The following is a 15,666-nucleotide window of genomic DNA, read 5'->3' on the forward strand; positions in this document are numbered from 1 at the left end:
CAGTGTAAAGTATCTCCTTTGGAGGGAATTTTATGCATTAATTCATTTGTCTCACTTTATCAAATGAAACCTACATTCTTTATAACGAGACAATTGTCTGCTTAGCTTCATCTATACCATTTTATTAAATTCTTTACGAAGCCTTTTAATAATTCGTTTTTCTAAACGTGAAATATACGACTGGGAAATGCCGAGCATATCAGCAACATCCTTTTGTGTTTTTTCTTCTCCACCATCTAATCCAAAACGAAGTTCCATAATTTGTTTCTCTCGATCATTTAATTGATGCAATGCCTTCATAAGTAAATGGCGGTCAACAGTTGCTTCCAAATCTTTTGTAATAATGTCTTCATCTGTTCCTAAAACATCTGATAACAATAGTTCATTTCCATCCCAATCAATATTAAGAGGCTCATCAAAAGACACTTCTGAACGATTTTTATTATTTCTCCGTAAATGCATCAATATTTCATTCTCAATACACCTTGAAGCGTACGTTGCAAGTTTAATTTTCTTTTCTGGATTAAATGTATTAACCGCTTTTATTAAGCCAATGGTTCCAATACTAATAAGATCTTCAATATTAATCCCTGTATTTTCAAACTTTCTAGCAATATATACAACAAGACGCAAATTGCGCTCTATTAAAAGTGACCTTGCTGTTTCGTCTCCATTTGGTAGTTTTTTTAACAAAATTTCTTCTTCTTCTTTTGTTAATGGTGGTGGCAACGCTTCACTCCCACCAATATAGTATATTTCATCGGTCTTAATTCCAAGTTTTAACAATAACTTATACCAAAGATACGTTAACCGAAACTTCAACTTCAATTCAATCCCTCCATTTCTCTATTAAGCAATTGTTATTTTTTGTGACAATAACATTTTTGGATGTAAAATACACTGATACTCACCATTCGCTGATAGCTGCTGTGCATTCAAACCAATTAATACTTTATTTACAGTAACTTTCGCAGATTCATGATAAATTTGTACATAGTCAGGTTTAAACGCCCATAAAAATTGTTGGTTAACCCCTACAGCGCGGTAAGGAATTAAGCGCAAACGTGTTGCCCACCCCGATTCTTCATCTGGTATATAAGGAATTGCTGTTTTTCGTTGAACTTGTTCTATTAGCCAACTCGGTAGCACATTGTCCAAAGAAGAAACATGGATAATCATAACTGGTGTTTTGGTAAGCGGATCATGCAATTGATTTCCACTATCAATCAATCCATCTAGTTGAATATCATTTATACCTATTTTGATATCTACTTTCACAATTTGCTCATAATGAATCTTTGTTACTTCTACATCTGCAATTCTCTTTTTTGAAAAATAGTAGATAACAGGAAACCCGATTATTACAAACAACCAACTTACAGGATCACCATACGAAATAGATTTTGTTGAAATTAGCCCATTCATCATGTCGCTTGTTTGAAGAAAAAAGTGAGTGCCGACAAGGCCACCTCCTACCATAAACGTCACAAAATAAAACGTTAAAACACTCTGGAGAAATGTCCGAAAACGAATGAAGCCAAATGCAGTATAAACAATAAGAAATGAATATATTAATTTCATTACAGGATGTGTCATCAAGAATGCTAACGGCGTGAATGCAAAAATAACAATTGTTGAACCGATACATGCCCCAAGTATAAGTCTCCATCTTTTCACTTTCCGTTTTAAAACAACTGCTGTTAATAAAAGTAAAAGAAAATCAATGCAGACATTTAATAACCATATAATGTCGGCGTATACAACCAAACGGTTCACCTCTTTTTTATAAAGTTGAGACTAGTATAATGCATATCCAATGGAAAAGTGTGTCAATTGACGGAAGGGATTTTTTGTTATTTTGAAACTTTAAGGAATAATTTGTCATGTAGAAAAAGAGGACTCTTATAAAACTACCGAGAAGGCACTATCTTTGAGTAAGTAACGAAATTTGTATCAATATAAAGATTATTATTTTTCTGTCCGTGAATAACAAAGGAAAGAGAATAAAAAAAAGAAAACCCTCTTTGCATTTAAAGAGAGTTTTCTTCTTTATTTTTCCATGAAATACGAAAATTCATCTCGCAACTTATGGACAGTAAAAACTTAATTGGTTCAACTAATAAGCAGCGGGTATACCCTACAACTTAAAGTTTCACTTTATAAACGCTCCATTAGCGTCTGCGACGATTACGTAAAAATGCTGGAATATCGATATCATCTACATCTGTATGACGCTCGCTAACTGGCTCTTCACGCTTTACTTCACGCTTTACTTCGCGTTGTTTAACTGGTTGTACTGGTTGCTGCGCACTTTTAGTAGTAGTTACTGAGGAACGAGTAATTGGTTTAGGTGGTTGCATTGAGATACTATCATCAAAACCTGTTGCAATTACTGTAACAACAATTTCATCTTTTAAGTTTTCATTAATTACTGAACCGAAAATCATATTTACTTCTGGATCAGAAGCTGAAGCTACAATATCCGCCGCTTCTTGAACTTCGTATAAACTTAAATTCGTGCCACCTGTAATGTTCATAATAACACCTTGTGCACCATCAATAGATGTTTCTAGCAACGGACTAGAAATCGCACGTTTTGCTGCTTCTGTCGCACGGTTTTCACCAGTTCCAATACCAATCCCCATTAATGCAGAACCTTTGTTAGACATAATTGTTTTTACGTCTGCAAAGTCTAAGTTAATAAGACCAGGCGTTGCAATTAAGTCAGAAATACCTTGAACACCTTGACGTAATACGTTATCTGCTTCACGGAATGCCTCAAGCATTGGTGTATTTTTATCAACGATTTCTAAAATACGATCATTTGGAATAACAATGATTGTATCTACATTTTCTTTAAACGCAGCAATCCCAGATGTAGCTTGCGTTGCACGCTTACGACCTTCAAATGTAAATGGGCGAGTTACAACCCCAACTGTTAATGCCCCTAGTTCTTTTGCAATTTGTGCAATAACAGGAGCTGCTCCAGTCCCAGTTCCACCGCCCATACCAGCTGTGACAAAGACCATATCCGCACCGCGAAGTGCTTCTTGAATTTGTTCTTTACTTTCCTCAGCAGCTTTTTTTCCTACTTCCGGATTTGCGCCCGCACCAAGTCCGCGCGTTAATTTACCACCGATTTGCATTCTTGTTTCAGCTTTTGATAAGTTTAGTGCTTGGGCATCTGTGTTTACAGCAATAAAATCTACGCCCTGTACGCCATTTTCAATCATACGATTGACAGCATTGTTTCCGCCGCCGCCAACACCAATAACTTTTATATTTGCTAATTGATCTTGTGTAGTATCAAACTCTAACATGTCGAAATCCCCCTAGAACCTCATTTTTCGCGTTTAAATCTAATCCCATAAATATCGGAATACACGCTTCACTTTTGACATCATTCGTTCATTGTTATCATTGTTTTTACGAGGCTTTTGTTTTACTGGTTGTTGCGCTGCAGCAGGTACTGGTGCATGTGTATGCTGTGTTTCATAATTTTCCTGCTTTTCCTGCACGCTCTTTCCTCGCAATTTAGCTTTTTGGTATGCATTTTTTATAAGTCCAACCCCAATTGTATATTGTGGTTCACGTACACCAATATAATCTGGCGTTGCAATACGAACATTTTGTTGTAGAATGTCATTTGCAAGATCAAGAATACCAGACATAGAAACAACACCACCAGTAAGTACATAGCCAGCTGGTAACTGTTTCAAGCCAAGTTTTTGCACCTCATCTTGTACTAGCATAAAAATTTCCTCTACACGAGCTTCAATGATATCAGCTAACTCTAATTGAGAATATTGCTCCGTTTGATCACTGCCCATCATTGAAACAGTAAACATTTCTTCCTCAGATGCTGTATCATAAAAAGCATGTCCATATTTTAGTTTAATTTGGTCGGCATTTTCAGTTGATGTTTTCAATCCGATGGCGATATCTTTTGTAATATGATCTCCACCAATCGGTAATATACTTGTCGTTTGTAATTCCCCATCTTGGAAAATGGATAATGTTGTCGAACCTCCACCGATGTCAATAAGAGCAACACCACGATTTTTTTCATCGTTCGATAATGCAACTGATGCTGCTGCTAATGGCTGAAGGCAAATATCAATTATTTCAAGACCCGCTTTTTCTACACATCGAAGTAAATTATGTAACAATGTTCTCGAGCCTGTAATTAATGTACCTTCCATTTCTAAACGTACACCAATCATTCCACGCGGATCATTAATTCCATCAAGGCCGTCTACGATAAACTGTCGAGGCACCACATCAATAAACTCACGCTCTGGTGAAATTGACACAACTTGTGCTGCATCAAGTACCCGAAGCACATCTTCGTTTCCGATTTCACGATCTTCATTTGAAACAGCGACTACTCCATGACAAGGAAGAAGCTGTACTTGATTAGAATTTACACCTACAACAACGCGTTCAATGTGAATTCCTACCATGCGTTCAGCTTGTTCAATAGCCTTTTTAATCGATTGTACAGTCTCATCTATGTCAACAATGGAGCCTTTTTTCAAACCATTCGACTTTACATTTCCAACACCAATAATGTTTAAAGCGTCATTGACCATCTCGCCAATTATGACTTTAACATTGGATGTACCGATGTCAAGACTAACATATATTTCATTGCTGTTCATTCTTTGGCACCTCCTTCTTTATTTATACCATAAGATTCAATATATGGAACAACAATCGTTGCTTTACTATGTTATAAGAAAAATATTCAACGTATTTATGCGTTTCCCTTTTTTAACACTATATTTTTCTTATTTTCGTTTGGTATTTATTCATTTTTTTAACAGCAAAATATAAATCACTGTTATTTTTTGAAACAACCTTATCTCTCTACAAAGATTACCGCCAATTATAAGTCTACACTAAGATGTACTTCTAGAAAAGTGAAACTTACTCCTAAGATTATATTAAAAAAAGAAAAAAGAGGAAAATATGACTTAATTACATAATTTTCAAGAATACATTTCTATTTTTCTTAACAAAACAAATTTTACAACTAAAGCATCCACTTTGCTAAGCTGTTATTCGTTAATTTAGATATTCAGTGTAAGCACCTACCTCTAGGTGGATAATTGCTTTTTTATCTGGCGACAAATTCTTAACAATAAGTGGATAAGCTTCCATTCGTTTTGCAAAATCTTGAATAACTGTACTTACTTCGTATCCCTCATTCATATATAGTGTAAGATGATCTGCATACAATTCTGTTGGTTTATACTGGATTTCTGATATGGAGCGAAGAACAGCTGGTGTTAACGTTTCTAGTTCAGCAATCAATTCTTTCATTTTCTTTTCTTCAAAAGGAACAAAAATTGGTGCAGCAACTGGTAACTTCCCATTTGGAAGGGCATCTAATGATTTTCCATTTTGTAAAAGAGGATATAATTTGTCATCTTTATTAATGTAGCCAATTGTCACATATTCCTCAACATCGATAACAATCTTGTTTGGAAATTGTTTTTTCACATGGACATTTTTTATTTCCTTTTGCTTCTTTAATTTCGCTTCCGCTTGATGTCCAATTAGACTAAAATAGCTCATATTATTCGTAATCCCAGACTGCTCCATTATTTGTTTATCCGTCATATAATGATTACCATGAATTGTAATCTCTTTTATATTGCTCATCGGAGATCGAAAATAAATTAAAAAAAGTACCAATAAAAATAAAATCGATACATATAAAATTAATCGTTTATTTACTTGTTTTTTCTTCTTTTGATTTTTTAATTTTGGTACACGATCTTGTAACTTAATAACTTTACTATTCTTCATGTACGCTCCCCCTATGTAACATAAAGAACGGCATGTTATGCATGCCGTTCTTCTTCTCATTATATCATAAATGATACAAGGCAGGACAGACAACTATTATCTTCCAATGATTTCTACTTCAGTGTGCATATCTAAACCAAACTGTTCTAGTATTGTCTTCTTTACAAAAGAGATTAAATCAAGAACATCTTGTGCTGATGCTGTCCCCGTGTTTACAATGAAGTTTCCATGCATTTCTGAAATTTTCGCACCACCAATTTGATAACCGCGCAGCCCAGCTTTTTCCACTAGATCACCAGCATAGTTTGGGAGCGGGTTTCTAAAAATGCTCCCTGCACACGGATGGTTCCAAGGTTGAGTATCACGACGATAATCTTTATTTTTTTGCATGATCCCGATAATTTCGTCACGATTTCCTTCTTTTAATTGCAATTCTACTTCTAGTACAATACCAGGGCGCTTCTTTTGTAACACAGATGTACGATAAGAAAATTCTAGCTCTTCTTTCGTTAACCATTCAAACTTTCCGTCTTCAAACATCACACGAGCGCGCTTCACAATTTTAGACATATCCGATTTATGAGCGCCTGCATTCATATACACAGCCCCGCCTACACTTCCTGGGATTCCACTTGCAAACTCTAATCCTGCGAGTCCTTGACGGCTTAGTAGAGTTGAAAGCTTAATAAGAGGATATCCTCCGCCCGCGCGGACATTCGTTCCAGTCACTTCTAAATGATCCAAACCCTCTCCTAGTCGAATGACAACACCTTCAATTCCTTTATCGGATACAAGCAGATTAGAACCGCGACCAATCGTAGTCCATTTTGTTCTATACTTTTTCACACATTCTAGCGCTTTTTCTACACCTTGCATGCTACTTGGAATGACTAAAATATCTGCTGGACCACCTATTTTCATTGTTGTATAACGAGCTAACGGTTCATTTTCTAATACTTTTCCTACATGTGCTTCCATAAGTTCTTTTGCTAATTGTTTCATGATGATCTCCCCCATATTAAATCTCTGTACTACAGTAGTATGCAGGGTATTCACCTAACGTTATTTTCTACAAGTTTTTTCATCACTTCAAATAACTTATTTGCTGCATCTGGAATTCCTAACTGCTTTGCAGCAAGTTTCATATTTTGTAATTTTTGTGTATCCAATAAAATTTCATCGATATCACCAAGAAGCGTTTCACCTGTTAAATCTTTTTCAAGAAGCATTTTTGCTGCCCCCTTTTCAACAACAGAAAGAGCGTTTTTCTCTTGATGATTGTTTGTAACATATGGACTTGGAATTAAAATACTTGGTTTCCCTAAAGCTGTCAATTCAGCTAACGTTGTGGCACCTGCACGCGAAACAACAAGATCTACCCCAGTAAGTACTTCTGGCATATTATCAATGAACGGCTTAATTATAACATTGTGTGGATTCCCTTTTTGTTTCACCAATTCTATCACTTTATCATAATGCACTTCACCTGTAACGTACAATACTTCGTAAGCTTTATTACCAAATTGTTCAATTGCTTCTAAAAACGCATCATTAATTGGTCTAGCGCCTCGGCTTCCTCCAAAAATTAACACTGATTTTTTTGAAAGAGATAAACCGACCGAACGCTTGCCTTTCATACCATTTTGATTCAACACTTCTGAAGCCCGAGGATTCCCTGTCATCACAACTTTATTTTGCGGGAAATGTTCTACTGCCGCTTCAAAACAAACCGCTACATTATTCACGTAACGGCTCAAAAATTTATTTGTTACACCAGGTACACTATTTTGTTCGTGTACAACTGTTGGAATACCCAGTTTAGCTGCTGCGTATACAACCGGACCACATACATAACCACCTGTTCCAATAACAACATCTGGATTAAAACGACGTATGTACCGTTTACTATCCTGTACACCTTTCACAAAACGCATCACCGTTTTCACATTGTCAACTGATAATTTACGCTTGAACCCACTAATAACAATGGATTGAAAAGGTATCCCCGCTTTGCGAACAATTTTACTCTCCAAACCATTTTCAGTACCAATATATAAAAATCTCGCTTCCGGATGAATTTTTTTGATTTCTCGAATTAACGCAAGAGCTGGATAAATGTGCCCACCTGTTCCGCCACCACTGACTAATACTCGCACTGCTTATTCCTCCGCTTCTTTTTTCTATTATCCCACTACTGCCAGATCATAAAAGTCCGATTTGTTTAACTAACCTTACTGTTCATAAATTCCACTGTATGCTATTCATATGTCAATCGCTTAGTTTCTATTTTTACATACGAAAAACCCTGTCATAAAAACAGGGTTTAGTAGCGAGAATGGCGACTTATATTTAGTAATACTCCAACCGCCATTAACATAAGGGTCAAGCTAGACCCACCATAACTTAAAAATGGTAAGGTAATTCCTGTAACTGGCATTAAACCAGTTACAACACCGATGTTAATCATTACTTGAATCGCAATCATCGCCACAATCCCGACTGCTAAAAAAGTTCCATATAAGTCTGGCGCTCCTAATGCTACTCGAATCCCACGCCATAACAACAGACTAAATAATAATAACACAAACGAACCACCAATAAAACCTAATTCTTCAGAAAGAATCGCAAAAATAAAGTCTGTTTGCGGCTCTGGTAAGTAAAGAAATTTCTGTCTGCTTTGCCCAAGACCAAGACCAAATAATCCACCCGGTCCGATTGCAAGTAACGATTGAATAATTTGAAATCCACTTCCAAGCGGATCCGACCATGGATCTAAATAAGATGTAATCCGTTTCATTCGATATGGTGCTGATACAATCAGCCCTACAAATCCTGCTACTCCTATTAGTCCTAACATGGAAAAGTGAAAAATCCGTGCTCCCGAAACAAAAATCATAACAATACAAGTGCCAACCATTACGGTTCCCGTTCCCAAATCTGGTTGCAGCATAATCATGCCAAATGCAACAAATACAAAACTAAGCGAAGGAAGCAATCCTCGTTTAAAAGATGTAATCATTTTTTGTTTTTCCGATAAAAATTTCGCTAAAAAAATAATCATCGCAAACTTCATAAACTCCGAAGGCTGAATTGAGAATGCCCCTATCCCAATCCAACTTCGAGCGCCGCCGCGCACCAGTCCAATACCTGGAATTAAAACTAATATAAGGAGAACAAAACAAATGAGTAAAATCACTTTAGAATATGTACGCCACACCCAATAATCAATCTTCATAATAAAAAACATAGCAACGACACCAAGCCCAGCAAATAACAATTGACGTTTTGCAAAAAAGAACGAATCTCCCATTTTATACGAAGCCCATACAGCACTAGCGCTGTATACCATCACCATTCCTACCGTCAAAAGTAACAAGGTTACAATTATAAGAATAAAGTCAGGCGTCTTTTTTGTTGGCAATGAGTATCACCTCTTTGAATGTAGCTTTTCGTTAACCATACTTTTTTTACAACCGAAGTCTCATTTATTTAGGCAAGAGGCAAGCAGCCTAATTCCACCGCAAAATCAAAGAAGATATGTGTGAATAACTGCCTGTAAGAACCTGGTGAAGATTTCTCATCAGTAGAAGATGAGCTCTCTCACCGATAGAAATTTCACATTATTTTATCTATAAAAGAATCATCAGCAGAAATAATCCACTGATGATTCTTTCACTTTATACTAGCTTATGCACAGCTTGTATAAACATGTCTCCTCTTTCTTCAAATGTTTTAAATTGATCCCAGCTTGCACATGCTGGAGATAAAAGAATTATATCTCCTTCTTCAGACAGAGCAAACGCTTCTTGTACCGCTTGTTCCACATTATCGACACATTTAATACCTTTCATTCCAGCCTTTTCTGCCACTTCAACAAGCTTCGGTGCAGTTTGTCCGAATGTAAATAATGCCTTTACATTCTCAAAGTATGGAATTAATTCGTCAAATTCATTCCCGCGATCTAGTCCGCCAGCTAATAAAATGACTGGTTTCGTAAATGCGGACAATGCTTTTTCTGTCGCCAGCATATTTGTTGCTTTCGAATCATTATAAAACTTACGGTTTTGAATTGTCGTTACATATTCTAAACGATGCTTTACACCTGTAAACCGTTTTAAGACTGCTATAATCGCTTCATTTGCAGCACCCATAAGCTTTGCAATGCTCATAGCAGCTAGGATATTTTCTAAATTATGTTTCCCTGGCAATACGATATCTTGAACATCAATCACTTTTTCACCTTTGAAGTAAAGAGCGCCGTCCTTTACACACGCACCGTCTTCAATGACTTTCGTCGTAGAAAAGTACACTTTTTGTCCTTTACTTTGCTCAGACAACATTATTACCTCTTCATCGTCAGCGTTAATGATGCTATAGTCATTTTCATTTTGATTTTTAAAGATATTCGCTTTTGCTAAACCGTATTCTTCTTTCGTACCATGATAATCTAAATGTGCTTCAAATAAATTTAACAACACCGCAATCTTCGGTTGAAATGTATCAATCCCCATTAATTGAAAAGAAGAAAGTTCTGTTACAACCACTTCTTGTTCCGTTACACCTTGTGCAACTTCACACGCTACCATGCCGATATTTCCAGCAATAACAGGATGTTTTTCTCCTTCTTTTAACATTTCAAATGTTAATGTTGTTGTCGTTGTTTTTCCGTTCGATCCTGTAATCCCAATTAATGGAGCATCCGAAATGCGATACGCTAGTTCTACTTCTGTTATAATCGGAATGTTTTTTTTCTTTGCCGCTACTAGTAACGGATTAGAATACGGAATCCCTGGATTTTTTACAACGACAGAAATATTTTTTTCTAATAATTCTAAAGGATGGCCGCCACATACAACTTCTATACCTTGACTTTGTAACTCTGTCGCTAATGGGTTTTCAGCAAGCGGCTTGCCATCATTTACAATCACATTTGCTCCAAGTTTCTTTAATAAGACAGCTGCAGCATAACCGCTTTTTGCCATACCTAATACAAGAATATTTTTATTTTGATAGTCAGTTATCGTTTTCAATTACATCCACACTCCGATATAAATTCCTAACACGGCAAATAAAAGTCCGACTGACCAGAACGTTACAACTACTCGCCATTCTGACCAACCACATAATTCATAGTGGTGATGAAGCGGACTCATTTTGAATACACGCTTTCCTCTCGTTTTAAACGACACAACTTGAATAATAACAGAGAGTGTCTCAATAACAAACATTCCACCAATGATAACTAATAATAATTCTGTTTTCGTTAAAATGGAAACAGCAGCTAAAGCACCGCCAAGAGCTAAAGATCCTGTATCCCCCATAAACACTTTTGCGGGATGGGCATTAAATACTAAAAATCCTAATACAGCTCCCACAACTGCCATACAAAAAATAGCAATTGTATACTGTTCCTGAGCAAATGCAATAATACTATATGCACCAAATGCAATAGCAGCTGTTCCTGCTAATAATCCATCTAAACCATCTGTTAAGTTAACTGCATTTGAAGCTCCTATCAGCATAAAGAGCACGAGAATAAAGTACGCCCAGTGTAAGTCAAACTTAATTTCCGTACCTGGAATCATTAAATGTGTATCAAATCCTTGTCCTTTTGCAATGATAAAGAATGCTACTGCAATAATAAATTGTCCTACCAATTTTTGCTTTGATGTTAAACCAAGATTTCGTTTTTTTACAACTTTAATGTAATCATCTAAAAATCCGATTAAACCGTAGCCAAATGTAACAAGAAGCAATAAGTACGTCTCAGCACTTTTTTGAAATTTAAACATCATAATAATAGACGTAATCATAATTGAAATAAAAATAACAATTCCGCCCATAGTCGGTGTTCCCGATTTCTTTTGATGTGATTTTGGTCCTTCATCTCGAATGCTCTGCCCAAATTTTAAACGACGTAAAAATGGAATAAAAATTGGTGACAACGCAACCGAAATTAAAAATGACACCCCAACTGTAATTAATAATCCTTGTTCAAGCATATCTAGTCCCCCTCTCTTGTTGTCATTCTTTCATGCTTAAACGTTGTGCAATTGCCTCCCCAGCAACCTCACGATCGTCAAAATGGTGTACCTCTGTACCAATAATTTGATATGTCTCATGACCTTTACCTGCAATTACAATAATATCTCCAGCTTTTGCCTCTGATACAGCATGAAATATCGCTTCTTTTCGATCAACAATTACTTCATAATTATTTCCCTCTATACCTTCAATCATATCATCAAGAATTGCTTGTGGGTGTTCGCTACGCGGATTATCTGATGTATAAATCGCATGCGTTGCGTATTTCATTGCAACATTGGCCATAATTGGTCGTTTCGTACGATCTCGATCTCCGCCGCATCCAACAATACAATACACATTACCTTTTGCAAATTGTTTCGTTGTCAACAATACATTTTCTAAACTATCTGGTGTATGCGCATAATCAACAATGACAGTAAAATCTTGTCCTCTATCAACAACTTCAAAGCGGCCAGGAACACCTTTTAATTCTTTCACAACGTCGATAATTGTTTGCAGCGCTACACCAGAAACAAAACATGCAGCTGTTGCAGCTAATACATTATACACATTAAACTTCCCAATTAATTTCATCGTGATGTCAAAACTTTCATTTGGAGTTACGAGTGTAAACGTCGTACCAGCACTTGTCATCTCAATGTTTTTCGCCATAATATCACTTTTTGTATCAATCCCATACGTAATCACTGTTGCTGCTGTACTTTCCATAAAGTCTATTGTTGCAGCGTCGTCATTATTTAATACAGCGTACTTTACACGATTATGATGATAACTATTACCAAGCTGTGCAAATAGCAAGACTTTTGCATATTTATACTCTTCCATCGTTTTATGATAATCTAAATGATCTTGCGTTAAGTTTGTAAACACCGCTACATCATAGTCACATCCATGTACTCTTCCGAGACGCAACGCATGTGAAGATACTTCCATAACAGCGCTATTTACATTTTGTTCGACCATTTTAGCGAACGTATTTTGTAATGTTAATGCATCAGGTGTTGTATTTTTCACCTCATACGTTTCATCACCTATTTTCATATTAATCGTCCCAATTAGCCCTGTTTTATGTCCATGTGCGCGCATAATTTCGTTCATTATATGCGATGTTGTTGTCTTTCCATTTGTACCTGTAATTCCAATTAAGTGTAACTTTTGCGTCGGCTGTCCATAAAAAGAGTCAGCTAACACTGCTAAAGAACGTACTGTATCTTTAACAAGTACAACTGGAACGTCAACATCAATAGGTCTTTCCGCAACAATAGCAGCCGCACCTTGCGCGGCTGCTTGCATAGCAAATTCATGACTATCAACCGTATAACCTTTTATACATACAAATAAACTTCCAGTTGTCACTTTACGTGAATCTGCTTCAATTGATGTAATTTCTGGATTTTCTATTGGAATGACTGGAAAATCATGCAAATTTGATACGAGTGTATGCAACTTCATTTCTTTAAATCCTCTCTACTCTTTATTTACCTCTTATTAATGCTATCAAAGCACTCCATTAATAAGAATGTCATATATTTACCCAACATGCAATGTGAATCAAACATCTCACTACTATAAAAACCATTTTGATTTTTTGACATCTTTGTCTAACTCTGCCTCCTAGGCCCTTATGTATAAGAACCTTAGCCAATGGCCTAAACAGGCGGCTCCGCTTTTCTTTATAAGTCGCTGCTATGCAGATTAAAACATAACCGCTACTTGCTTGCTCTCTTTGTTCTAAACCCCGTATGTGGCAGGAAAAGGCCCTGACCGCTCCAATGCACGGCCAGATGCTCTCATCCTCCTAAAAGAAAAAGGGTTTTTATGCCAGTCTTTCAATTTGTATTGTTAGTTGAGTGTTACTATATCGTACACACATGCCTTGATACTTACTTATTAAAATATATTCGAACCTTGGATCCTGCTTTTACTTTCGTACCTGGCTTTGGAGACTGTTCAACCACTTTGTTTCCATCACCGCTGGCATCAATTTGTAAATCAACAAGTTGACTTTGTAATTCCTTTCGATCCAAGCCTACTATATTAGGGACTTCTACTAATGGCGTCTCATCCCAAGTTAATTTCTTTTCAATTTGCTCTTTTCTAGGCTCTACTCCCATAACCGGTAAGACATCACGAAGAATATTCCCAACGATTGGTGCAGCAACCACTCCGCCAAATTGTGTAACTCCCTTTGGATTATCTACAGCGACATATACAACAATTTGCGGATTATCCGCTGGTGCAAATCCAATAAATGATACGATATAGTTGTTATCCAAATACTTACCATCTTTTACTTTTTGTGCTGTACCTGTTTTCCCTCCAACACGATATCCATCAATATATGCTTTGTTACCTGAACCTTTCGCAACAACATTCTCAAGTGCATACCGAACCTTTTCAGATGTTTCCTTGGAAATCACTTGTTTCTTTGCAATAGGTGTTTTTTTACTAATTACTTTGTTCGTAGTTGGGTCTATGAATTCTTTCGCTATATAAGGCTGATATAACTTGCCTCCATTTACAGCAGCCGCTACTGCTGCTACTTGTTGAATCGGGGTAACAGAGACTCCTTGACCAAACGCTGTAGTCGCTTGTTCAACAGGTCCTACTTTTTTTAGATCAAATAAAATCCCTCTACCTTCTCCTTGTAGATCAATACCTGTTTTTTGTCCAAATCCAAAATCACGGATATATTGAAACAACTTTTCTTTTCCTAAACGGTCTCCAAGTTCTATAAAACCCGGGTTACAAGAGTTTTGAACAACCTCTAAAAACGTTTGGCTGCCATGCCCCCCCGCTTTCCAGCAACGCAATCTTGCACCGCCAACTTCTGCCGCTCCATCATCATAAAACGTATCTTTCTCCAAGTCTACTAATTTTTCATTTAAAGCAGCTGCAAGTGTAATAATTTTAAATGTGGATCCTGGTTCATATGTACTCCAAACCGGAAGATTTCGGTTAAAGACTTCTGGTGAAACACTTTTGAAATCCGCTGGGTCAAAACTCGGACGACTAGACATACCTAATATTTCACCGTTATTTGGATTCATTGCAATCGCGACGATTCCATCTGGATGATACGTAGACTCTGTTATATTTAATTCTCTCTCCATAATTGTCTGAATACGCGAATCAATTGTCAACTTCAAATTCAAGCCGTCGCCTGGCTCCTTATAATCATCGCCTATGTTCGGCATGCGTTGTCCTTTCGCATCAGCAAAGAAACGGACATATCCTTTGTCACCATTTAATTCTTTGTCATAATATGACTCCAGCCCCATAAGCCCTTGATTATCACTCCCAGCAAAGCCAAGCACATGTGATAAATACTTACCAAACGGATAGTATCGAATTGAATCTTCAGCAATATATACACCCTTTAAACTTAAAGCTCTAACTTCTTTCGCCTTATCATGAGAAATTTTTCGTCCACCTTTATCTAATCTGACTATAGACTCTTTTTTCGTAAGGCGTTGATAAATATCTTCTTTCGACACACCTAAAACTGCAGCTAACTTCTCTGCAGTCTCTGCCGGTTTTTCAATTTGCCTTGGTACCACAAAGACAGTTGGTGCACTTTTATTTGTTGCAAGTTCCACACCATTACGATCTACAATTTTTCCCCGTTCAGGTTCAAATGTAATATTACGACTCCATGAATCTTTCGCACGATCTGTTAACAGATTACCAAGAAAAAACTGCACATATCCAAGACGAATATCAATAATTGTAAAAATAAGTATACCAAAAATCAGCACAAAAATAAGTCTTTTTCTTACCGTTACATTTGATACACGCATATTG

At 36.6% G+C, this 15,666-nt stretch carries 12 protein-coding genes; all 12 read right to left on the reverse strand.

The features are described 5' to 3' along the window. Positions 1-111: 111 nt before the first annotated feature. The gene (gene sigE, locus BR72_RS00730; protein ID WP_035429132.1) at positions 112-828 is read right to left on the reverse strand and encodes an RNA polymerase sporulation sigma factor SigE; all 717 of its coding nucleotides are present in this window, start codon (positions 826-828) and stop codon (positions 112-114) included. A gap of 21 nt (positions 829-849) precedes the next feature. Then, on the reverse strand, positions 850-1,767 hold the full coding sequence (spoIIGA, locus tag BR72_RS00735; protein WP_035429134.1) for a sigma-E processing peptidase SpoIIGA: 918 nt from the start codon (positions 1,765-1,767) through the stop codon (positions 850-852). 404 nt (positions 1,768-2,171) lie between these two features. Beyond that, complete coding sequence (gene ftsZ / locus BR72_RS00740) at positions 2,172-3,320, reverse strand: cell division protein FtsZ (protein ID WP_035429136.1); 1,149 nt, start codon at positions 3,318-3,320, stop codon at positions 2,172-2,174. A 39-nt stretch (positions 3,321-3,359) separates the two neighbouring features. Further along, on the reverse strand, positions 3,360-4,661 hold the full coding sequence (gene ftsA / locus BR72_RS00745) for a cell division protein FtsA (protein ID WP_035429138.1): 1,302 nt from the start codon (positions 4,659-4,661) through the stop codon (positions 3,360-3,362). A 406-nt stretch (positions 4,662-5,067) separates the two neighbouring features. Continuing rightward, complete coding sequence (locus tag BR72_RS00750; RefSeq protein ID WP_035429140.1) at positions 5,068-5,814, reverse strand: cell division protein FtsQ/DivIB; 747 nt, start codon at positions 5,812-5,814, stop codon at positions 5,068-5,070. A gap of 96 nt (positions 5,815-5,910) precedes the next feature. Next, positions 5,911-6,816 carry a UDP-N-acetylmuramate dehydrogenase gene (gene murB, locus BR72_RS00755; protein WP_035429142.1) on the reverse strand — a complete coding sequence of 302 codons (906 nt, stop codon included), beginning with the start codon at positions 6,814-6,816 and terminating at the stop codon, positions 5,911-5,913. A 50-nt stretch (positions 6,817-6,866) separates the two neighbouring features. Next, entirely contained in the window at positions 6,867-7,970 is a 1,104-nt protein-coding gene (gene murG, locus BR72_RS00760) for an undecaprenyldiphospho-muramoylpentapeptide beta-N-acetylglucosaminyltransferase (protein WP_035429144.1), read from the reverse strand. 167 nt (positions 7,971-8,137) lie between these two features. Further along, positions 8,138-9,235 carry a stage V sporulation protein E gene (gene spoVE / locus BR72_RS00765; protein ID WP_035429146.1) on the reverse strand — a complete coding sequence of 366 codons (1,098 nt, stop codon included), beginning with the start codon at positions 9,233-9,235 and terminating at the stop codon, positions 8,138-8,140. Between the two features lie 256 nt (positions 9,236-9,491). Next, a complete protein-coding gene (murD, locus tag BR72_RS00770; RefSeq protein WP_035429148.1) occupies positions 9,492-10,844 on the reverse strand; it encodes a UDP-N-acetylmuramoyl-L-alanine--D-glutamate ligase in 1,353 nt (450 codons plus the stop codon). Then, on the reverse strand, positions 10,845-11,816 hold the full coding sequence (gene mraY, locus BR72_RS00775; protein WP_035429150.1) for a phospho-N-acetylmuramoyl-pentapeptide-transferase: 972 nt from the start codon (positions 11,814-11,816) through the stop codon (positions 10,845-10,847). Positions 11,817-11,838: 22 nt separating this feature from the next. After that, positions 11,839-13,314 carry a UDP-N-acetylmuramoyl-L-alanyl-D-glutamate--2,6-diaminopimelate ligase gene (locus BR72_RS00780; protein ID WP_035429152.1) on the reverse strand — a complete coding sequence of 492 codons (1,476 nt, stop codon included), beginning with the start codon at positions 13,312-13,314 and terminating at the stop codon, positions 11,839-11,841. A gap of 431 nt (positions 13,315-13,745) precedes the next feature. Then, entirely contained in the window at positions 13,746-15,662 is a 1,917-nt protein-coding gene (locus BR72_RS00785; RefSeq protein ID WP_035429154.1) for a stage V sporulation protein D, read from the reverse strand. Between the last annotated feature and the right edge of the window lie 4 nt (positions 15,663-15,666).

Origin of the sequence: Bacillus sp. UNC322MFChir4.1 (assembly GCF_000746135.1) — a bacterium.
In the GTDB taxonomy this organism is placed as follows: Bacteria; Bacillota; Bacilli; order Bacillales; family Bacillaceae_G; genus Bacillus_A.